Here is a 20,858-nt window from a genome sequence, read left to right as displayed (position 1 = left end):
GGTAAGAATTGCCATCATTTTCCGAATCGTGACTCAAAGATTCCTTAATGGCGGCTCTTACGCTCAATGTCATGTGGATCGACGACACCAGTGCCGATGTCATCAAGGCTGACTTCGAGGCTCTCTACCACGGCGACATGCTTGTCGAGGGCGAGACCTCCGAGCAGTTCGAAGACTGGCAACCCCTGCCTACGGCGAGCTGAGGTAAATCATGGGCGTAATCGCACGGCTGCTAATGGCCGAACCCACCGCGACCCGGTGGTTCCGTCGATAGCTAGCTTTCTAGCTCCAAGCCCCCCGCTGTGGCGGGGGGCTTTTGGTTTGTCGGGGGGCTTTTGGTTCGTCGGGGGTGAGGCGTTGGCCTCGGGTGTGAAGCGTTGGCGTCGGGTGTGAAGCGTTGGCGTCGGGTGTGAACTCAGGGCGTTGCGGGTGAACTCAGGGCGGGATAGTCGACCCGATCTCCACCCAGACTTCACCCGCAACGCCCAGACTTCACGCCCAACGCCCAGACTTCACACCCAACGCCCAGGCTTCACGCCCAACGCCCAGACTTCACGCCCAAACGCCGCAGACCAGTTACCGCGGCGCCATCCGGATCGCGCCGTCCAAACGGATCACCTCGCCGTTGAGCATCGGGTTCTCGATGATGTGCACGGCCAGCGCCCCGTACTCGTCGGGGTCGCCCAGTCGGGCCGGGTGCGGCACCTGCTTACCCAGCGACTGCTGCGCCTCTTCGGGCAGCGAACCCAGCAGCGGCGTCTTGAACAACCCGGGTGCGATGGTCACCACGCGGATCAGCTCGCGCGACAGGTCGCGGGCGATCGGCAGGGTCATGCCGACGACACCGCCCTTGGACGCCGAGTAGGCGGCCTGGCCGATCTGGCCTTCGAACGCGGCAACCGAAGCGGTGTTGATGATGACGCCGCGCTCCTCCCCGATCGGCTCGGCCTTGGCGATGCGCTCGGCCGATAGCCGCAGCACGTTGAACGTGCCGATCAGGTTGACGCCGACGACCTTCTTGAACCCGTCCAACGGGAACGGTCCGTCCTTGGACAGAGTCTTGATCGCGTTGCCGATACCTGCGCAGTTGACGTTGATGCGCAGGGTGCCCAGCGATTCGGCGACGTCCAGTGCGGCGCCGACGGCAGCCTCGTCGGTGACGTCGGCCTCGACGAAGCGGGCACGATCCCCCAGCTCGCTGACCGCGTCGCCGCCCCGCAAGTCCAGCACCACGACCTGAGCTCCCGCGTCCAGCAGTCGCTTGGTGGTTGCCAGGCCCAGACCTGACGCTCCCCCGGTGACGACTGCAACGGCGTCCTTGATCTCCACGCTGTGTTTCCTTCCGCTCCGGCTAGCCGACCTACTGGTTGGTCGGGACTATACCCAGTCCTGCAGCACCGCTTCGACGTCCCCCAACTCCGCCGGCCGAGGAGTATCGGCCGGGGTCCGGGAGAATCGCGGCGCCGGCATCGGCTGCAGACCACCGTCCAGTTCGTAGAAGGTGTCACGCTCGGTGATGTGCGGCTCGGTCTGCACCTCGCCGAACGCCAGGATCGGCGTCACGCAGGCGTCGGAGTCGGCGAACACCTTGGCCCAGTGGTCGCGGTCGCGGCTGCCGAACGTCTCGGTCAGGATCGCCCGCAGTTCCGGCCAGCGGCTGATGTCGTTCTGACCCGGCAGGTCGGCACCGTCGAGACCCAACCCGGTCAGCATCGCCGCGTAGAACTGCGGCTCGATCGCGCCGACGGCGACGTAGCGACCGTCGGCGCACTCGTAGGTGTCGTAGTACGGCGCGCCGCCGTCGAGCATGTTGGTGCCCCGCACGTCGGTCCACATGCCGGAGGCACGGAACTGCCACATCATCTGAATCAGCACGCTGGACCCGTCGACCATCGCGGCATCCACGACCTGACCTTTTCCGGACTGCTGCCGCTCGAACAGCGCCGACAGGATGCCCAGCAGCAGGAACATCGAGCCCCCACCGAAGTCACCGACCAGGTTCAGCGGCGGCACCGGACGTTCGCCGGCCCGCCCGATCGAGTGCAGGATGCCGTTCAGCGAGATGTAGTTGATGTCGTGACCGGCCTGCTGGCTGCGCGGCCCGGTCTGGCCCCAGCCCGTCATCCGGGCGTAGATCAGCCGGTCGTTGACTTTGGCGCAGTCCTGGGGACCCAGGCCCAGACGCTCGGTGACACCGGGCCGGTAACCCTCGATCAGCACGTCGGCCTTGGCGACGAGCTCGAGCACCTGTTGGCGACCCTCGTCGGACTTCAGGTCGGTGAACACCAGCCGGCGGTTGCGGTTGGTGGTGTCCTTGACGGCGTTGCTCTTACTGGTCGAGGGGCGCTCGACGCGGACCACGTCGGCGCCGAGGTCACCCAGGATCATCGAGGCGTGGGGGCCGGGGCCGATGCCGGCCAGCTCGATAACGCGCAATCCGTGCAGGGGTCCCGCCATGATGTTTCGACCTTCCGTCAGCTTCGTTGCCTAACAACCGGTTGATCACATATTCGCAGCCGCGGTGTCGGACCGTGCGTGCTGGTCGCTTAATCTCAGACGCATGCCCGAATCAGGAATCGCGTCCTTGCCACCCGTCGACGGCCTCGACGTCAAGCTGACCGACGGTGTGCTGTCGGTGACCATCGACCGTCCGGACAGCCTCAACTCGCTGGTCACCCCGGTGATCACCGGACTGGCCGACGCCATGGAACGCGCGGCCGGCGATCCCGCGGTCAAGGTGGTGCGACTCGGTGGAGCCGGTCGCGGCTTCAGCTCCGGGGCGGGGATCAGCGCCGACGACATGTCCGGTAGCGGCGGGGCGCCGCCCGACGAGATCATCCTGGAGATCAACCGGCTGATCCGTGCGATCACGGCGCTGCCGCATCCGGTGGTCGCCGTCGTGCAGGGGCCCGCGGCCGGCGTAGGGGTGTCCATCGCTCTGTCCTGTGACGTCGTATTGGCTTCGGAGAAGGCGTTTTTCATGCTGGCGTTCACCAAGATCGGGTTGATGCCCGACGGCGGCGCGTCGGCTCTGATCGCCGCCGCCATCGGCCGGGTCCGCGCCATGCGGATGGCCCTGCTGCCCGAGCGGTTGACCGCCGCCGAGGCCCTGCAGTGGGGTCTGGTGACCGAGGTCTATCCCGCCGAACAGTTCGACGCCCAGGTGGACAAGGTGATCGCCCGGTTGGTGTCCGGGCCGGCAGTGGCATTCGCCAAGACGAAGGCGGCGATCAACGCGGCCACGCTGACCGAACTGGATCCGGCGCTCGAGCGCGAATTCGACGGCCAGTCCGGGTTGCTGCAGGCACCCGATTTCAAAGAAGGCACCAAGGCATTCCAGGAACGCCGCGCGCCCAACTTCAGCGATTCCTGAGTTTCGTCGGCACAACGCGGGCAATCCGTCCTCGAGTCGGTTCCGAATGACTGACAGACGAGAACGGAGCAGAAATCTGTGACGGCTGACCAGGTTCGTTGTTTGGTTACCGGCGCTACCGGCTACATCGGCGGCCGGTTGATACCGCGATTACTGGACGTCGGCCATCAGGTGCGGGCGCTGGCCCGCACGCCGGAAAAGCTGGACGACGTGCCCTGGCGGGACCGGGTGGAAGTGGCTGCGGGTGATCTGAGTGACGCCGACTCGCTGGCCGAGGCGTTCGACGGGGTCGACGTCGTCTACTACCTGGTTCATTCGATGGGCGGGTCGAAGGATTTCGCCGACAAGGAAGCCGAAGCGGCCCGCAACGTCGTGACGGCCGCACGGCGCACCGGGGTACGACGCATCGTCTACCTGGGCGGGTTGCATCCCGAGAACAGCCGGCTGTCCGAACATCTCGAGTCGCGTAAAGCGGTGGGCGATCGCCTGATCGGCTCGGGCATCGAAACCGTCGTCCTCCAAGCCGGTGTGGTGATCGGGTCGGGGTCGGCGTCGTTCGAGATGATCCGGCATCTCACCGACCGGTTGCCGGTGATGACGACGCCGCAGTGGGTGCACAACCGAATCCAGCCGATCGCCGTGCGCGACGCGCTGCACTACCTGGTCGGCGCGGCGACGGCAAAGGTGCCCGAGTCGCGGACGTGGGACATCGGCGGGCCGGACGTGTTGGAGTACGGCGACATGATGCGCCTCTACGCCGAGGTCGCCGGACTGCAGCCGCGCCGCATCATCGTGTTGCCGTTCCTGACCCCGGCCATCGCCAGCGTGTGGGTGGGTGCGGTGACCCCGATCCCGTCGGGCCTGGCGCGCCCACTGGTCGAATCCCTGGAATGCGATGCCGTGATGCGCAACTCCGACGTCGACACCGTCATCGACCCGCCGTCGCGCGGCTTGACCGGTTACCGCAGCGCGATCGAACTCGCGCTGCGCCGAGCGTCCCAGGGCCGCGCCGAGCCGAGCTGGGATTCGCTGGAGTCCGAACCGGCCGACCCGCTGCCCAGCGACCCCGATTGGGCGGGCGCGGTGTCCTACGTCGACGTGCGGACCGTCTCGAGCACCGCGCAACCCGACGACGTCTGGCGCGCCGCCGAGCTTGCCGCCATCGGCCGCGGCTGGCAGGCCTGCGAACGTGGACCCGGACGCATGCTGAGGTTGCGCGGCCCCGGACGCGCACCCGGGCGGGAATGGCTGGAACTGACGGTGACACCGCAGAACGGCAGCGGCAGCCTGTACACACAGCGGGCGACCTTCGTACCGCTGGGGATTCCGGGCCGCGTTTACTGGCGGGCGGTGCGCCCGGCTCGGCTGGCCGCGCTACGGGCGCTGGCCCGCGACGTCGACAGTCGCCTGACGGTGGTCAGACACCTGCAGATCGTCAAACCCCAAACAGAGGGGGCAACACGAGCACCATGATCAGGCCCCAGAAGAAGTGCGTGAGCATCGGCGCCAGCACTCCCCCGGTGGCACGGCGCTGTAGGGCGTTGACGGTGCCCAAGATGATGCCGGCGAACCCCAGCATGTAGTTGCCGGAGGCCATGGTGGCGAACACGTACAGCACCGTGGAGATCACCAGCGGATGGTGCCGGGCCAGCGCGGTATAGAGCGCACCACGGAAGAAGGTCTCCTCGGCGACACCGTTGATCACGGTGATCAGCACGACCAGCCAGAAGGCACCCTGGTTCGCGTAGAGCAACACCCGGGTGATCAGGTCCGCGACCGGCGTTATCTCCCGGACGATCAATGCCCCGACCACGAACGCGCCGCCGAGCAGCAGACCGGTAACTGTCCCGGTGATGACCGGACGCTGGTTGCGCCCGCGCCAACAGATACCGCCCAGGTGCAGCGGGCCGGATATGAACGAACCGGCAAACCAGACCGCCGCCAACGTCAGCGTCAGCCAATAGAACGCCGGATCGCCAGGTTTGCTGCGCAGCGAGAATCCCAACACCACGGCACCGAGCACCAGGGTGATGGCGACGACGATGCGCCGTCGCAGTATGACGCGTGGTGATTCGTGGTGGGGCACTGCGACATTGGTTATCGCGCGGCGGAATTCCTGGAACGGGTTGGTGCGGTGGGGCGGGGTGCAGGGAGCAGCGGTGGACTGGCTCATGCAATGCGTACTTTCGGGGTCAGGGAGAGCAGGATGTCGAGGCTGGTTCGCACCGCCGCGGCCACGGGGCCGGGGACGATGTTGACCAACCCTAGAGTGTGGCGCGCGAAGGGTGGCGTGATGGTGCGGGCCAGCCTCCGGATGCGCAGCGCGTCACCCCCGGCCCAGATCGGATCGGTGTCGGCCAGATCGTGCGGATCGGCCAGGGCGTCGACCGGCCGGGGCGCTCGCTTGGTGCCGGCCAGCGCCAGGACGATGGACTCCTCGACGTTCAGCAGGCCGCCCGGCGGGTCGGGCACTTTGTCTTTCAGGCCGCTCCCCGAGGCGCGCATCGGATGATCCAGTGACTCCACCAGGTCGCCGGCCAGCCCGGCGGGCACCGGCAGCGCCAGCGCGGTCACCCGCGATGCCAGTGCGGTGTTGATCCCGATCACCGGCAGCGCGGCTCGCCACTGGCCCGAGGCCCGCGCGTACGTCTTGAGCAACCCGCGGTAAGAGGTGGTGTCCGGGCCGGAGATGTCGTAGGCACCTGCCGGTACCTGCTCGGGATCGGCCGCGGCGACGAGGTAATGCAGCACGTCGCGGATGGAGATCGGATCGATGGGGTTGTCCAGCCAACTGGGGATCGGCAGAAGCGGGAACCGGTCGGACACGTAGCGCAGCATCTCGAATGACGTCGACCCGGCACCGATGATGATGGCCGCACCCAGCCACACCAATTCCGGGCCGCCTTCGATCGTCAGCGCTTCGGCGACCTCGGCGCGGCTGGCCAGGTGGTCGGACAGCGTGTCGTCCTCGGGCACGAAGCCGCCCAGGTAGACGATGCGGCGCACGCCGGCCTCCTTGGCCGCGACGGCCATATTGGCTGCCGCGGTGCGGTCAGCGTCGCGGAAGTCGGCCTGGCCGATGCCGTGGACCAGGTAGTAGACCACGTCGACGGGATCGCCGGTGTCTGCGGCGGTCCCGAACGCCGACGTCAGGGAGGACGGATCCGCCGCGTCCAGCCTCACCGGGGTGACCTCGTCGTACCAGCCGAATTCCTTCAGGCGTTTGACGTTCCGGCTGGCGGCCAGCACCTGGTGACCGTCCGCCAACAGGGCCGTCACCAGCCGTGACCCGATGTATCCGGTGGCACCCGTCACCAGAATCCGCATACTGCACAACCTATCTGCTCGTCGCCCGCGAAATCCCCTCCGGATACGTACCCCACCCGGGGCCGTCGCAAATCGTTGCAGGTCACGCCCGTTTGAACCGATCGGGCGGCGACGTCGTGACCCTGATATGGCGGGCCTCGCATCCTGGTGGCGGTGCCGCGCGCCCGGGAGCGGTCGGATTACGTTCCCCCACGGTTCAGCGCGAAGATTGCTCGGTGACGCCCATCCCCCCGGGCTCCGGCGCCGGCGCCTTTGAGATGGTGAAGCCGTGTACTACCTGCTGATCCTGGCCGTGGCGCTGGAACGCGTCGCCGAGCTGGTGGTGTCGCGGCGCAACGCGAAGTGGTCCTTCGGGCAAGGCGCCAGGGAGTTCGGCCGTCGCCACTATCTGGTCATGGTCGCCTTGCACACCGCGCTGCTGGTGGGCTGTCTCGTCGAACCCTGGGCGCTGCACCGGCCGTTCGTTCCGTGGCTGGGTTGGCCGATGCTGGTCGTGGTGGCACTGTCGCAGGGTCTGCGCTGGTGGTGTATCAGGTCGCTGGGCAAGCGGTGGAACACCCGGGTGATCGTGCTGCCCCATGCCCAACTGGTCAAGCGCGGCCCGTATCGGTTCATGAACCACCCCAACTACGTCGCCGTGGTCGCCGAGGGCATCGCGCTGCCGCTGGTGCACACCGCGTGGCTGACCACGGCATGTTTCACCGTGGCCAATGCGGCGCTGCTCACGGTCCGGTTGCGGGTGGAGAACTCGGCGCTGGGTTACACATGACGGACTACGACGCGGACGTGCTGGTCGTCGGCGGCGGGCCGGGAGGTCTGGCCGCGGCGTTACACGCACGCGCGCAAGGGCTTTCGGTGATCGTGGCCGAACCGCGGGAGAACCCGATCGACAAGGCGTGCGGCGAGGGTCTGATGCCCGGCGGGCTGGCTGAACTGACCTCGCTGGGCGTGGACCCCGCCGGAATGCCGTTTCGTGGCATCGCCTATGTCTCCGAGGACCGGCGCGCGCAGGCCTGTTTCCGTACCGGGCCGGGGCGGGGGGTGCGTCGCACCACTCTGCATGCCGCGCTGGCCGCGCGCGCCAAAGAGCAGGACGCCGAATGGATCCGGGCCAAGGTGTCCGCCGTCGCGCAGGACGCGCACGGGGTCAGCGCCGCGGGTGTGCGTGTCCGATGGTTGGTGGGTGCCGACGGGCTGCATTCGGCGGTGCGGCGGGCCGTCGGGATCAAGGCGACCGCGGGTACGCCGCGCCGGCACGGTCTGCGCTGGCATTACCGGGTGCCGGCCTGGTCGGATTTCGTCGAGGTGCACTGGTCGCGGTGGGGCGAGGCGTACGTGACGCCGGTGGAACCGGACCTGGTCGGCGTGGCCATCCTGTCCCGGCAGCGGCCCGAACTGGACTGGTTCCCGACGCTGGCGCCGCAGCTGCGCGACGCCGAGCGCGGACCGGCGCGGGGTTGCGGGCCGTTGCGGCAGGTGGTGTCGCGGCGGGTGGCCGGTCGGGTGCTGCTGGTGGGGGACGCCGCGGGCTATGAGGATGCGCTGACCGGTGAGGGCATCAGCCTGGCGGTCAAGCAGGCCGCGGCCGCGGTGGCTGCCATCATCGACGACGCGCCGCAGTCCTACGAGCGCGCATGGCACCGCGTCACCCGCGACTACCGGTGGCTTACCCGAGGTTTGGTGCTGGCCAGTACACCGCCGCCCGCACGACGTGCCCTGGTGCCCGCCTGCGCGTTGCTGCCGCCGCTGTTCCGTTGGGGCGTCAACAAATTGGCGTCGTAGGGGCGCCCCCGGGCCCCGGGGCCCCCCGCGAGCAGACGCAAAAGCCCCTCATTTCGGTACGAAATGGGGGCTTTTGCGTCTGCTCGCCCTACTAACGCAACTCAGCGCGCCTTCCAGACCGGCTCCCGCTTCTCGGCGAACGCCAGCGGACCTTCCTTGGCGTCCTCGGAGCGCAGCAGCGTCTTCATCTCGCGCACGGTGCGCTCCCAGCCCGGCTCGTCGCCGGTGATCACGCCGTCGTCGACGCCGTAGGCGATGCGCTTGCTGGCCTGCACCGACAGCGGTGCGTTCCCGGTCACCCGCTCGGCCAGCGCCAACGCGGCATCAAGCACCGAACCGTCCGTGACAACCTGGTTGATCAGACCCCACCGCAGGGCGTCGGCCGCGCTCAGCGGCTCGCCGGTCATCAACAGCTCCATCGCCACCTTGCGCGGCAGATGATCCATGATCCGGAACACCCCACCGGCGGCCGCGATCAACCCGCGTTTGACCTCCGGCAGCCCGAACCGGGCGCGCTCCTCGGCCACCACCAGGTCGCTGGCCAGCGCCAGTTCGGTGCCCCCACCCAGCGCGGTGCCGTTGACCGCGGCGATGGTCGGCTTGTCGATGAAGTGGTGCACGTAGCCGGCGAACCCGTATTCGGGATGCTCGGGGTGGTACAGGTTCTCCCGGCGGGCGATGGCCTTCAGATCGGCGCCGGCGCAGAACGACTTGTCGCCCGCGCCGGTGATCACCACCGCCCGCACTTCGGGATCGTGCTGCGCCTCCTCCAGCGCGTCGCCCACGGCAATGCTGACCGAGGCATTGATCGCGTTGCGCGCCTCGGGCCGGTTGATCGTGATGATCAGGACATTGCCGCGGCGCTCGGTCAGAGCGCCCGGCCCGTCTGTCACAGCAGCTCGAGAATGGTGGCGTTGGCCTGCCCGCCGCCCTCACACATCGTCTGCAGCCCGTACCGAATCCCCTTGTCCCGCATGTGATACAGCAGCGTGGTCATGATGCGGGCACCGGAGCCACCGAGCGGGTGACCCAGCGCGATCGCGCCGCCGTTGGGGTTCAGCTTGGACTCGTCGGCGCCGATGTCCTTCAGCCAGGCCAACGGCACCGGCGCGAACGCCTCGTTGACCTCGTAGGCGCCGATGTCGCCGATGGACAGCCCGGAGCGCTTGAGCACCTTCTGGGTGGCCGGGATGGGAGCGGTCAGCATGATCACCGGGTCGGCGCCGGCCAGGGTGGCGGTGTGCACCTTCGCGATCGGCTTGGCGCCGATTTCTTTGGCCTTCTCGGCGGACATGAACAGCAGCGCGGCCGAGCCGTCGGAGATCTGCGAGGAGTTGCCGGCGTGGATCACGCCGTCCTCCTTGAACGCCGGCTTCAGCGACGCCATCTTCTCCATCGGGGTGCCGCGGCGAATGCCCTCGTCCTTGAGGATCACGTTTCCGTCAGCGTCCTTGATGCCCACGATCTGGTCGTCGAAAGCACCGGAATCTTGTGCGGCCGCAGCCTTTTCGTGCGAGTCCAGGGAGAACTGGTCGAGCGTGCGGCGGTCGAAGCCCCACTGCTCGGCGATCATCTCCGCGCCGATGCCCTGGTTGGGGATCTGGCCGTTGTAGCGGGAGAGGAAGTTCTCGGGGTAGGGCCGCCCGCCGTTGGCCAGCGACGCTCCCATCGGGGTGCGCGACATCGACTCGACGCCCCCCGCAACCACCACGTCGTAGTGGCCGGCCACCACGCCCGCGGCGGCGAAGTGCACCGACTGCTGGCTGGAGCCGCACTGGCGGTCGACGGTCACGCCGGGCACCGTTTCGGGCCAGCCCGCGGTGAGCAGGGCGGTGCGGCCGATGTCGAGGGCCTGCTCGCCGGCCTGCATCACGCAGCCCCAGATGACGTCGTCGACCAGCTCGGGGTCGATGCCGGCCTTGGTGACCAGACCGTTGAGGACCTGCGCGGACAGTTCGGCCGGGTGCACCCCGGACAGCCCGCCGTTGCGCTTGCCGATCGGGGAACGCACTGCTTCGACGATGACGGCTTCAGCCATGAGTTTGTCTCCTTTGACACGTGTTATCTCCTCCGATTGTCAACCAACGCGTTGGCCGGTGAAAGGGCGGGGTGGGTTTCGCTGACCGGGCGTGATAATGGTCACGTGAAGCGGCTCAACGGCATGGACGCGATGCTGCTCTACAGCGAAACGCCGAACCTGCACACGCACACGTTGAAGATCGCGGTCATCGACGCCTCGGATTTCGCCGGCGAGTTCACCTTCGACCTGTTCCGGCGCACGTTGCGACAACGGCTGCCGCTGCTGGACCCGTTGCGCTTCCAACTCGTCAACATTCCGTGGCGGCTGCATCATCCGATGTGGCTGGAGAACTGCGAGGTGGACCTCGACTACCACCTGCGCCAGGTGCGCGTGCCCGCACCCGGAGGTCGCCGCGAGTTCGACCGGATCGTCGGGGAGATCGCCAGCACACCCCTGGACCGCAGCCGCCCGTTGTGGGAGTTCCACTTCGCCGAGGGTCTCGCCGGTGACAGGTTCGCGCTGATCGGCAAGATGCATCACGCCCTGGCCGACGGGGTCGCCTCGGCCAACCTGGTAGCCAGGCTGATGGACGAGAGCGGTTCGATCGGCGACGGGCCCGGTGCGAAAGATTGCGCTCCCCCGACGACCTCGGAATTGCTGCAGGCGGCCGGACGCGACCACGCCCAGCAGATCGCCGCGCTGCCCGGGTTGATCGGTGACGCAGTCACCGGCGTGCGCCGGATGCGACGCCGCGCCCGCGAGCGTGACGAGCAACCAGACGTCGCCGACTGGCTGCAGGCGCCGCCGACCTTCATCAACCACGTACTGAGCCCGGTCCGGACGTTCGCCACCGCCACGCTCTCGCTCGCCCAGGTCAAAGAGACGAGCAAGCACCTGACCATCACCATCAACGACCTGGTGCTGGCCACCGCCGCGGGCGCGCTGCGGGAGCTGTTACTGCGCTACGACGGCAAGGCGGACCAGCCCATCGTCGCGTCGGTCCCGGCGAGCACCGACAAGTCCCCGGACCGGATCAGCGGCAACGAGCTCGGTGGCATGGTGGTGTCGCTACCCACCCATGTCGAGGATCCGTTGGAGCGGGTGCGACTGACCGCGGTGGGCAGCGCGATCGCCAAAGAGAACAACGAGTTGCTGGGTCCGGAGCTGACGGGCCGGCTGATCGACTATCTACCGCCGGCGGCCGCGCCCGCCACCTTCCGGTGGCTGGCGAAACGGCAGTCCCAGAACAAGCTGTTCAACGTCCCGATCTCCAATGTGCCCGGGCCGCGCGAACGCGGCCATTTCGCCGGAGCCCCGATCAGCGAGATCTATTCGGTGGGCCCGCTGATGGCCGCCTGTGGCATCAACTTCACCGTGTGGAGCTACGTCGACCAGCTCAACGTCTCGGTGATCGCCGACGACCAAACCCTGACCGACCCACACGAGGCGACCGACGCGATGGTGCACGCATTCAGCGAAATCCGCACCGCGGCAGGCCTTTCCGGGGAACTCGCGCGGGTCGACTCCGCGATGAGCCCGGCTACCGTATAGATCGTCACGGGACGGGTTCGACGACCATGTCGAAGAATGCCGCCCCGGCGTCCCGAGGGGCGTCGGAGGCCGATGGTGCGTGCGCCCAACGCTTTTCGCCGACGCACGCAACGACATGAGGATCGCGCGCAAAGTGATCGCCGACTGCCGCCCGATCAACGGACACAAGGACCCAGCGTCAGCTGTTCCGCTCATCCGCGCTGCTGATGCGTGTGCTTGGACCCTCGAGGGGCGGCACCGGCGAACTCTTCACGTGTGAAGAACTGTTGGACTCTCGTGTCCGGTCAGTCAGACCAACTCGACCAACTCACCAGGTTGGCCGGGATCGGATCAGGCCGGGACGAACTCGAGACGATGTGTCGCCGGCGTGTAGTCGGTTGACACCTGGCCGGTCGCGGGGTCAGGGCAGCCCGGAAACTCAGGCGACCACATGATCCTTACGTAGCCGACCAGCCTGTCGCCCTCCGGATGAAGCACGACCTCTTCCGGCGCGTTCTTCGCTTGCCCGACCTTGCACTCCATGTCGACTAACCCGCCGGGCTTCAGCGCGTACCAAACCTGTTCGTTGGTTGCGCTGTTGTTCTTCCACTCGTACACCAACTGGATCTTTGGACCCATGACGGTAAACGTCCCCGGCGCGCCGGCTTCGATCTGCCGCTGATACGTGGGATATTCCTCGCTGGCCGGATTGGTATTTGCCCACTCGTGGATGGTGTAGAGGCCGTTGGGCGCCGGGGGTGCGCCCGGTGCGGGCTCCGCGGTTGCCGTGGGAGCAGTCAGCAGGGCGGCGAGTGCTGCCGCTGCTGCCGCGAGTGTGATTTGCTTAGTCATTGCCTTTTACCTATCTTTTGCCATTGGATTGCTGCCCCCGAAACGCTTTTCGGGGAGCACTTGCTCTATTGGTTCCAACATTGTTGGACACATCGCATGTCGGCACACGTCAAATAGGCGATGCGCGGGATTGTCAGTGAAATACCCTTAGTACAAACAGCCCGCACAAACACACGTGTATTGGCATCAATTATCCGACTGAATCGCCATTGGAGTTCCGCACAACGGCGCCGATCCTCGCAGCGCTAACGCAACGGGCAGGCGCCTTTCATAACTGTTCCACCCCTCGGTCTACGAGCTACCACCGGCTTCGCCCGAAGCGCCAGCAAACTTATCCGGATATCTACCCGTGCTTTCATTTCGGCAAACCCCAAATTCAGAGCACCGCCAGTTTCCCTCGAAAACCTCATATGCGGTCAGGAATGTTGTGGCGCCATTCCCGGGATTACCTCGGCGGGCACGGTCGCCGCCAGCACGAACGTCTGCTGTGCGCTGCGTGGCGATCATCAGCGGCGAGAAAGGCCGAGCACTCCCCCTTCGGGGTCGCGCCGTAGGCATAGTCGCAACGTTTGCTGTAACCGAAACACGGGTACGACCGACTCAACTTTCGTGGCCCATTCGGGCAGGGCCAGAAGGCAATTCGTCGTCATAACGAGGGCGCAGGCAAGTCCCGCTCAGGGCGGGGCGGGCAAGGCAGGGCAATCATGAGGCTTGAAGCTGGCATCGTCGGTGCAATTTGGCGGCGCCGCAACATGTTCAGGTCGCCGCGCCCCACCTACGATTAGGCGACTCCTGCGAGGAGCTTCGCATGGGCATCGTCAATGTTGCGAATGGCATTGTGACTTACGATCTTTCGGAAGCTGCGCCGGTGCGGCGCGGCAACGTACACACCTCCATACCCCTATGGAGTTAACAGTCTTTGCGGCGCCGATATCGAGATCGGCGCTGTACGAACAACACCTACGGCTGGCGCAAACCGCCGAGGAGTGTAGCTATTCAGGGTTTTTCCGGGGCGACCACTACTGGGGTGAGCAGCCGCCGGGAACGACCGATGCCTGGGTGACCTTGGCGGGGCTCGCTCGCGAGACCACTAGCATCCGACTCGGGGTGCTGGTGACTGCAGCGACGTTTCGGCACCCGGGTTCGTTGGCCATACAAGTCGCCCAGATCGACCAAATGAGCGGTGGTCGGGTCGAGTTCGGCCTGGGAGCCGGCTGGTATGAGCCCGAGCACCGCGCATACGGCATTCCGTTTCCCTCCGGCAAGGAGCGCTTCGACCGCCTAGAAGAATCACTGGCAGTGATCCTCGGCTTATGGCGCACCTCGATCGGTGACCGCTTCAGTTACCGCGGTAAATATTTCCGCCTCGATGACTGCCCGGCGCTGCCCAAGCCCTACCAGCCAGGCGGTCCCCCGGTCATCATTGGAGGCGCCGGCGCGGTGCGGACCCCAGCGCTCAGCGCCCGTTACGCCGACGAATTCAATCATCTGTCGGCCAGAACAGACTCAGACGATCCGTTCAATTCCCCGCCGACAGGAACCGACGCCGCTGTCGTACAGTTCGAGCGAGTCCGCCAAGCGTGCCGGGCTATCAACCGGGATCCCGCCGAGGTCAAGCTGTCCAACACCCTGGTGTTGTGTTGCGGCCGCACCGACGCAGAGGTCGCATCGCGGGCCGCGGCGATGGGACGCAGTGTCGAGGAGTTGACCCGAAACGGAGGCGCCGGATCTCCTGCCGAACTAGTCGACAACTTCGGCCGCCACGCCGAAATCGGGGTCAGCCGCATCCATCTCATGATCAGAGATATCGACGACCTCGATCACGTTGAGCTTGTCGCCTCCGAGGTCATGCCGCAGCTCGCGCCGCGAAGCGTTACTGCGCCGGATACCCCACGGACTTGATCTCGGTGTACTGGTCGAAGCCGGCCACACCGTTCTGGCGCCCGACGCCGCTGTCCTTGTAGCCGCCGAAGGGGGCGTCCGCGCCGTATGCGGCGCCGCCGTTGACGCCCATGAAGCCGGCTTTGATGCGCCGCGCCACCGCCAGGGAACGCTCCAGCGAACCGGACATCACGTTGCCGGCCAGTCCGTACTTGCTGTCGTTGGCGATCCGGATGGCGTCTTCCTCGTCGTCGAACGGGATGACGGACAGCACCGGGCCGAAGATCTCCTCCTGCGCGATCGTCATCGAGTTGTCGACGTCGGTGAAAAGCGTTGGGCGCACGAAGAATCCCTTGTCGAAGCCGGTTTCCGCGTCGGGGCCGCCGACCAAGGCGGTGGCACCTTCTTCGACACCCTTGCGGATGTAGCCCATCACCCGATCGCGCTGCCGCTCGGAAATGACCGGGCCGCACAGGGTTCCGGGGTCCTGCGGGTCACCGCACGTGACGTTCTCGTAGATGCTCTTCAGGATCGCCACGCCCTCCTCGTAGCGCGAGCGCGGCAGCAGCATCCGGGTCGGGTTCGCGCAACCCTGCCCGGCGTGCATGCACGGCGCGATGCCGATCGCGCAGGCCATGCCGAAGTCGGCGTCCTCCAACACGATGGTGGCCGACTTACCGCCCAGCTCCAGGAACAGCCGCTTCATCGTCGCGGCGCCCTTTTCCATGATCCGTTTGCCGACCACCGTCGACCCGGTGAACGAGATCAGGTCGACCTTCGGCGACAGCGTGAGTTCCTCGCCCACAAAGTGATCCGACGCGGTCACGACGTTGACCACACCGGCCGGGATGTCGGTCTTCTCGGCGATCAGCCGGCCCAGCCGGGTGGCGTTGAACGGCGTGTTGGGTGCCGGCTTGAGCACGACGGTGTTCCCGGTACCCAGCGCCTGGCCGAGCTTGTTGATGGTGACCTCGAACGGGAAGTTCCACGGCACGATCGCGCCGACCACGCCGACGGGCTCGCGCCAGACCTTGATCGTCGTGTTCGTTCCGGTCAGGCTGATCACCCGGTCGCCCAGGTCGGTCTCCCACGCGTACTCGTCGATCAGCCGGGCCGGGTACTTCAGCCCGTCGGCCAGCGGGGCGTCCAGCTGCGGGCCGAAGGTGATTGCGCGCGGCGACCCGACCTCGAGGATGAGCTCCTCACGCAGCTCTTCCTTCTCCTCCTCGATCGCGTCGTGCAGCTGCAGCAGACACCGCTTGCGCAGTTCGCGGTTGGTCGACCAGTCGGTCTCGTCGAAAGCGCGCCGGGCGGCGTCGATGGCCCGGTGCATGTCCTGCTTGGAGGCGTCGGCGACCTCACCGAGCGACTCCTCGGTGGCCGGGTTGATGTTGGTGAAGGTGCCGGCCTGCCCGTCGACGAGCTTGCCGTCGATCATCATCTTCGGCTCGAACCGGACCTTTACAGTGTCAGCCATATCTGTCACTTTCTTCTGACTCGTTAAACGGGCTACAGAGAGCCTTACCGGAAACTAGCCGATTGGCAAGTTGCAACTCGCAGAGCCCCCTACTGCGGGTCGAAAAGCACCGGCACCGCCGTCGGCGACCGGAACACCTGCCCGCGGATGTGCGGGTCGTCCGCGTCGGGGTCCAGACGCAAATTCGGCAGCCGGTCCAGCAGCAGATTGATCGCGGTGCGCATCTCCAGTCGAGCCAGGTGCATGCCCAGGCAGACGTGCACGCCGTGCCCCCACCCCAGGTGTGCCCGGGCCTGACGGTGGATGTCGAACGTGTCCGGGTCGGGATAGCGGTCTTCCTGACGGTTGGCCGAACCCAGCATCGGCATCACCGTGGCGCCGGCCGGAATCGCCACCCCGCCCAGTTCGGTGTCGCGGGTGGCCACCCTGGTGATGGTGAGCAAGGGCGACTCCCACCGCACGCCCTCTTCGATCGCCTGCGGTAACAGCGAGCGGTCCGCCCGGATCGCCTCCAGCTGCTCGGGATCTTTCAGCAGCGCGAGCAGCAGGCTGCCCAGCGACCGGTACGTGGTCTCGACACCGGCCGGCAGCAGTAGCCGCAGGAACGAGAAGATCTCCTCGTCCGCCAGCATCTCGCCGTCGATCTCGGCCGCGCCGAGAGCGCTGATCAGGTCGTCTTTCGGCTCGGCGCGCCGCGCTTCCAGGATCGGCGCGAAATACTCGCACAACGCCGCGGCGGCCGCGAGTCCGCGTTCGGGGTTCATCAGCCAGCTCAGCAGCGAGATCGACCATCGTTGGAACTGCGGGTAGTCCTCCTCCGGCAACCCCAACAGGCCCGCGATGATCTGGCTCGGGTAGTCGAAGGTGAACTCCTTCACCAGATCTGCCTTGCCGTTGGGGGCGAACTCGTCGATCAGACCGTTGGCCACCCGACCGACCAACTCGTCCTGCCACCGCGCTAACGACTTCTGCGAGAACGCCTTTGACACCAGCGACCGCAACCTGCCGTGGATCGGCTCGTCCATCCCCAGCATCACGCGTTCGCCCAGCACCGGGCCGAACGCCGCGATGACGGCGGCCGACGAGAAGGTTTCGTTGTCGCGCAGCATCTGCTGAATGTCTTCGTGGCGATACACGATGAACATCGGCAGCGATTCCTCGTGCGGAAGTGCCCCCGAAGTCTCGAGCCGCTGCACCGGTTCCTCACGGCGCAGTCTCGCCAGTTCGGTGTATGGGTCACGCACGTCACCGGATATCGCGTCGTCGAAGGCGCCGAAATCATTCAGGTCGTCAAATAGCTGTTCCATCAGTGCCTTTCACCATCCTCGGCTGCTTTGCCACGCCGGGCCGCCAATGTCGCCAAGCGCTGCAGTACGGGTTGGGGCAGCACGCGCGCGGCCGCCACCATCGCTTTCTGGTCGACCGTCAGTGGCCAGGCCCCGTCGCGCATCGCGCCTTGTCGCGGTATCCCCAGCACGATCCGTGACATGTGGTGCATGCCGGCGGCGGGAAGAAGTCGGCTGAACGCCAACAACATCGAGGCATCCGGGCCGACGCCGCGACGGCGGAACGGGGCCTGGTCCGCGAGCGCTTTGAGCAGTCCGTCGGTGAATCGCTCTGGTGGACGGGCGAGTTTCATCGCGAACCTGCCCCGGGTGTTCATGGAGTTGTGCAGCCGGGCATACGGACCGGCGAAGTCACGGTCGTCGGTCGTGCCTGCGTCGGTGATGATGTCGGTGTCATAGGTGCCCGACACCAGGACCGTGACACCGAGGCCGAAGGGTGCGATCTCACATGCCATCGACTCGCCCCACCGTTCCAGCGCGCCCTTGGCCGCCGAATAGGGCGCCGTCGCCGGCTGACCGCGCACCCCGGCCGCGCTGGACACCAACACGATCCGCCCCTGCCCCGCCGCCCGCATCGACGGCAGCAACGCCTGGGTGAGCGCCACGGGACCCAGGACGCTGGTGGCAAACATCTTCTGCCACAACGCCATATCGGTCTCTTCCACCATCCCGGCGGCGGATATTCCAGCGTTGTGCACCAACGCGTAGGGAGCGCCGACGGTTTCCTCGATCGTCTTGGCAGCCGCGGAAATCGACGCCGGGTCCAGCAGGTCGAGCTGCACGCAGCGCAGTCGGTCGTCGTCTTCGTCGGCACCGGTCGCCTGACGCAGCAACGGCATTCCGCCCTCCGGTGGCCGCATGGCCGCCACTACCCGCCACCCTTCGCGGTACAGCCGTACGGCCGAGGCGAATCCGAGACCTCGGGAAGCGCCGGTGATGACGACGGCGCGCGGTTCAGCCATTCTTGTCGGCGACTTGATTCTGTGCCGCGCACGGACCTTGTCCCGGCGGCGGCGGATCGACATGTGGCCGCCCGTCGGGCTGTCCGCTCATCCAGGTCGACCAGATGCCGACTGAGAACGGCCCTTGGGCGCCGGATTTCTCGTAAAACCCTTGCGGGTCATAGACTTTGGCTTCAGGGTAGGGCCACGGGCAGGCCACCGACGTCGCCAGCTTGCTGGCCTTGATCGCGGCGAACCATCCGCCGTAGGCGAAGTAGGACACGTTGATGATGACGAACATCACCAGGAACGTGCCCAATACCGGCCTGCTCGGGAAGATCTTGGCTTTCGCGGCCAGCTTCTCGGCCACCGACTTCCCGGTGTCGTCGCGATAGACCAGGATCGCCGCGGGCACCATCACGAACGTCACCGAAAACGACTCCCAGATCAACGGGAACTGGAAGGTGGTGCCGGTGAAAATGGAGCCCCACGGAATCACCTGCGAGTAGATGTACATGCCCCAGTGGACCAACGTGTTCTCCAGCATGGCATCCATGACGAAGCCGATCACCAGGACTATCGAGCCCAGGCAGATCAACGGGTGCCGCGACACGAAATGCTCGGGACCCTTTCTGGCCTGCAGCTTGCGCAGGATCCATACCCCTGGGAAGTACGGGCCGAAATAGAACATCACGTAACCGAATACGACGAATGGTTCCACCGTCGGCGACAGCGAGACCAGCGGCCACGACTCCGGCCAGTGGATGAGGTCGGGGTTGTAGACCGCGAACGGCGCCCAGTTCATGATCGGGTCCTGCCACACGATCAAGGTGGTGCACAAGAACATCAGCATCGCCGGGCTGCCCGGATTCCGCCGCCAGCCCCTGACGAACACCGCCACGAGCACGACCAGCGCCACCGCAGTCGCGCTGTCCAGGAACGTGATGTAGTCCAGGCCGAACATGAACTCGACGGGACGCGGCCGGCCCTGCACGTTGGGATTGGCGACGCGTGGGCCGAGGGCCTTCCGGCAGTTCACGATGAAGAACAGCGCGAACGCTGCCAGCGCAGCAGCGGCAATCCACCCGCCCCACTTGCGCTTTCCGGCTCGCTGCGGTGTCTTCTGTTCTGCCACAAGCGGTATGGACTGGTCAGTGCTCATTGCGTGCGCCTCACTCTCCGAAGCGGTCCACCAGGTGGGAGTTGACGCCGTCGGCGTCCAGGGTCCGCGCCACCAGATACCCGGCACCCATCCAGGCACGGCGGGTCCACTTGCCCAACGACACCCGGGTGCCGGGTGCCCCCGACGCCGCGGGCAGCATCTTCACCCGCTCCAGCGCCTCCTTCACGCCACGCGGGCTGAGCGGGTGGGCGTCGGTGAACGCCCGCACCAGCGTCGCGGCGACGTCGCGGTTCACCACGGTCACGCAATACTCGGGACGGCTGCCGTTGTACTTCTGCGCGTAGGCGTCGAGGAAGTCCTGCCCTACCTGGTTCGCCTCGTCGTACTGGTCGACCCCGATCCAACCCATGAACGCGTTCCACATGATCGGGTTGACCCAGGCGTTCTGCCACGCGGTGGTGCTGAAGCGCGGCGGGTCCCAGCCGAGCCCCTCGAGTGCGGGGTTGACGAAGACGATTCCGAAGCCGAAGCCCAGGTGCACGATCGCCTCGGCCTTCGCCTCGTGCAGCGTCTGCACGGCAGCGTTGATGTCCTGAGCCGTCTGGGCGATCGACACTTCGGCGACAATCCGAATTCCCTTGCGCCCACAGGCACTTCGCAGGTTCTTCAGATAGCTCTCACCGATCAGGCTCCGCTCGACCAGGACCCCGATCTCGGTGAGTTCTCGTTTGGCGATGAGGTCGGCCAAAAAGATCGGCTCGTCGGTCATGGATCCCTGCGGGAACGCAAAGGTCCACTCGCCCAGCCAGTCGTCGGTGCCGGTCACGCTGATCGCAGGCACCTTGAAGCGTTCCTCGATGGCCTCACGCAGCGGCACACAGTTGTCGGTGATATTGGGGCCGAAGACCACCAGGCAGCCCTCGTCGACCAGTTCGCCATACGCGTCGATCACGGCCTTGACCGACCCTTTGGGCAGACCTTCCACCTCGCGATAGATCATCTGCACGGGCCGGTCCATCAACCCCTGCTGCAGCGCCTCTTCGAAGACGAGCTCGAACGTCCGGGTGAACGAGGCGAACAGCTCTTCCGGAAACCCGGGCGGCAGCTTGAAGTCCATCAGATAGCCGACCTTGATCGGCTCAGCGGTGCTTTCGTAGGACATCTGGCCTCCCGGACGGCCGCGAATGCGGCGGCACGTACTCGTGT

19 protein-coding genes and 1 pseudogene are annotated in these 20,858 nt (G+C 66.4%); 8 read left to right on the top strand and 12 right to left on the bottom strand.

The features are described from left to right. Positions 1 to 71 precede the first annotated feature (71 nt). On the top strand, positions 72 to 203 hold the full coding sequence (locus AC5Y46_RS00170) for a hypothetical protein (protein WP_142277073.1): 132 nt from the start codon (positions 72 to 74) through the stop codon (positions 201 to 203). A 373-nt stretch (positions 204 to 576) separates the two neighbouring features. Here AC5Y46_RS00170 and AC5Y46_RS00165 read toward each other — a convergent pair whose 3' ends face one another. Together AC5Y46_RS00165 and AC5Y46_RS00160 are read right to left on the bottom strand one after the other, a co-directional pair. Beyond that, entirely contained in the window at positions 577 to 1,329 is a 753-nt protein-coding gene (locus tag AC5Y46_RS00165) for a 3-hydroxyacyl-CoA dehydrogenase (RefSeq protein WP_499941337.1), read from the bottom strand. 48 nt (positions 1,330 to 1,377) lie between these two features. After that, positions 1,378 to 2,457 (bottom strand): CaiB/BaiF CoA transferase family protein, encoded by a 1,080-nt coding sequence (locus tag AC5Y46_RS00160; protein WP_499989746.1) that lies wholly within the window; start codon positions 2,455 to 2,457, stop codon positions 1,378 to 1,380. Between the two features lie 103 nt (positions 2,458 to 2,560). Here AC5Y46_RS00160 and AC5Y46_RS00155 point away from each other — a divergent pair, with 103 nt between their 5' ends. Both AC5Y46_RS00155 and AC5Y46_RS00150 read left to right on the top strand, forming a co-directional pair. After that, positions 2,561 to 3,373 (top strand): enoyl-CoA hydratase, encoded by an 813-nt coding sequence (locus tag AC5Y46_RS00155; RefSeq protein ID WP_499989745.1) that lies wholly within the window; start codon positions 2,561 to 2,563, stop codon positions 3,371 to 3,373. 78 nt (positions 3,374 to 3,451) lie between these two features. After that, positions 3,452 to 4,846: a DUF2867 domain-containing protein gene (locus tag AC5Y46_RS00150; RefSeq protein WP_499989744.1), complete on the top strand. Its 1,395-nt coding sequence runs from the start codon at positions 3,452 to 3,454 to the stop codon at positions 4,844 to 4,846. On the opposite strand, the gene AC5Y46_RS00145 is transcribed toward AC5Y46_RS00150, so the two are convergent. Continuing rightward, complete coding sequence (locus AC5Y46_RS00145; protein WP_499989743.1) at positions 4,809 to 5,546, bottom strand: CPBP family intramembrane glutamic endopeptidase; 738 nt, start codon at positions 5,544 to 5,546, stop codon at positions 4,809 to 4,811. The genes AC5Y46_RS00150 and AC5Y46_RS00145 overlap by 38 nt on opposite strands. Beyond that, positions 5,543 to 6,700, bottom strand: coding sequence for an SDR family NAD(P)-dependent oxidoreductase (locus tag AC5Y46_RS00140; RefSeq protein ID WP_499989742.1), 1,158 nt, complete (start codon positions 6,698 to 6,700; stop codon positions 5,543 to 5,545). The genes AC5Y46_RS00145 and AC5Y46_RS00140 overlap by 4 nt, the downstream gene beginning before the upstream one ends. Positions 6,701 to 6,968: 268 nt before the next feature. Here AC5Y46_RS00140 and AC5Y46_RS00135 point away from each other — a divergent pair, with 268 nt between their 5' ends. Beyond that, positions 6,969 to 7,469 carry an isoprenylcysteine carboxyl methyltransferase family protein gene (locus tag AC5Y46_RS00135; protein WP_499989741.1) on the top strand — a complete coding sequence of 167 codons (501 nt, stop codon included), beginning with the start codon at positions 6,969 to 6,971 and terminating at the stop codon, positions 7,467 to 7,469. After that, a complete protein-coding gene (locus AC5Y46_RS00130) occupies positions 7,466 to 8,482 on the top strand; it encodes an NAD(P)/FAD-dependent oxidoreductase (protein WP_499989740.1) in 1,017 nt (338 codons plus the stop codon). The genes AC5Y46_RS00135 and AC5Y46_RS00130 overlap by 4 nt, the downstream gene beginning before the upstream one ends. Positions 8,483 to 8,583: 101 nt before the next feature. On the opposite strand, the gene AC5Y46_RS00125 is transcribed toward AC5Y46_RS00130, so the two are convergent. Next, entirely contained in the window at positions 8,584 to 9,375 is a 792-nt protein-coding gene (locus AC5Y46_RS00125; RefSeq protein WP_499941348.1) for a crotonase/enoyl-CoA hydratase family protein, read from the bottom strand. Beyond that, positions 9,372 to 10,520 carry a thiolase family protein gene (locus tag AC5Y46_RS00120; protein ID WP_499989739.1) on the bottom strand — a complete coding sequence of 383 codons (1,149 nt, stop codon included), beginning with the start codon at positions 10,518 to 10,520 and terminating at the stop codon, positions 9,372 to 9,374. Before AC5Y46_RS00120 ends, AC5Y46_RS00125 begins: the two co-directional genes overlap by 4 nt. Before the next feature lie 105 nt (positions 10,521 to 10,625). Between AC5Y46_RS00120 and AC5Y46_RS00115 the strand changes: the two genes are divergently transcribed. After that, positions 10,626 to 12,053 carry a WS/DGAT/MGAT family O-acyltransferase gene (locus AC5Y46_RS00115; protein ID WP_499989738.1) on the top strand — a complete coding sequence of 476 codons (1,428 nt, stop codon included), beginning with the start codon at positions 10,626 to 10,628 and terminating at the stop codon, positions 12,051 to 12,053. 330 nt (positions 12,054 to 12,383) lie between these two features. Here AC5Y46_RS00115 and AC5Y46_RS00110 read toward each other — a convergent pair whose 3' ends face one another. After that, entirely contained in the window at positions 12,384 to 12,884 is a 501-nt protein-coding gene (locus AC5Y46_RS00110) for a hypothetical protein (protein WP_499941354.1), read from the bottom strand. 611 nt (positions 12,885 to 13,495) lie between these two features. Between AC5Y46_RS00110 and AC5Y46_RS00105 the strand changes: the two are divergent. Continuing rightward, positions 13,496 to 13,669, top strand: a pseudogene (locus AC5Y46_RS00105) (hypothetical protein); the annotation flags it as partial. Between the two features lie 118 nt (positions 13,670 to 13,787). Further along, the gene (locus AC5Y46_RS00100) at positions 13,788 to 14,786 is read left to right on the top strand and encodes an LLM class F420-dependent oxidoreductase (protein WP_499941356.1); all 999 of its coding nucleotides are present in this window, start codon (positions 13,788 to 13,790) and stop codon (positions 14,784 to 14,786) included. Here AC5Y46_RS00100 and AC5Y46_RS00095 read toward each other — a convergent pair. From AC5Y46_RS00095 to AC5Y46_RS00075, 5 genes are all read right to left on the bottom strand, one after another. Beyond that, a complete protein-coding gene (locus tag AC5Y46_RS00095; RefSeq protein ID WP_499941358.1) occupies positions 14,758 to 16,242 on the bottom strand; it encodes an aldehyde dehydrogenase family protein in 1,485 nt (494 codons plus the stop codon). The genes AC5Y46_RS00100 and AC5Y46_RS00095 overlap by 29 nt on opposite strands. A gap of 89 nt (positions 16,243 to 16,331) precedes the next feature. Beyond that, positions 16,332 to 17,549 (bottom strand): cytochrome P450, encoded by a 1,218-nt coding sequence (locus AC5Y46_RS00090; protein ID WP_499941360.1) that lies wholly within the window; start codon positions 17,547 to 17,549, stop codon positions 16,332 to 16,334. After that, positions 17,549 to 18,550, bottom strand: coding sequence for an SDR family oxidoreductase (locus AC5Y46_RS00085; protein ID WP_499941362.1), 1,002 nt, complete (start codon positions 18,548 to 18,550; stop codon positions 17,549 to 17,551). The genes AC5Y46_RS00090 and AC5Y46_RS00085 overlap by 1 nt, the downstream gene beginning before the upstream one ends. Beyond that, the gene (locus AC5Y46_RS00080) at positions 18,543 to 19,691 is read right to left on the bottom strand and encodes a spirocyclase AveC family protein (RefSeq protein WP_499989737.1); all 1,149 of its coding nucleotides are present in this window, start codon (positions 19,689 to 19,691) and stop codon (positions 18,543 to 18,545) included. Before AC5Y46_RS00080 ends, AC5Y46_RS00085 begins: the two co-directional genes overlap by 8 nt. A 10-nt stretch (positions 19,692 to 19,701) precedes the next feature. Beyond that, the gene (locus AC5Y46_RS00075; RefSeq protein WP_499941366.1) at positions 19,702 to 20,814 is read right to left on the bottom strand and encodes an ABC transporter substrate-binding protein; all 1,113 of its coding nucleotides are present in this window, start codon (positions 20,812 to 20,814) and stop codon (positions 19,702 to 19,704) included. Positions 20,815 to 20,858: the final 44 nt, after the last annotated feature.

Source organism: Mycobacterium sp. NGS59 (genome assembly GCF_059812345.1).
The sequence above is the reverse complement of the archived record's forward strand: the minus strand, read 5'-3'. Positions and strand labels throughout refer to the sequence as shown.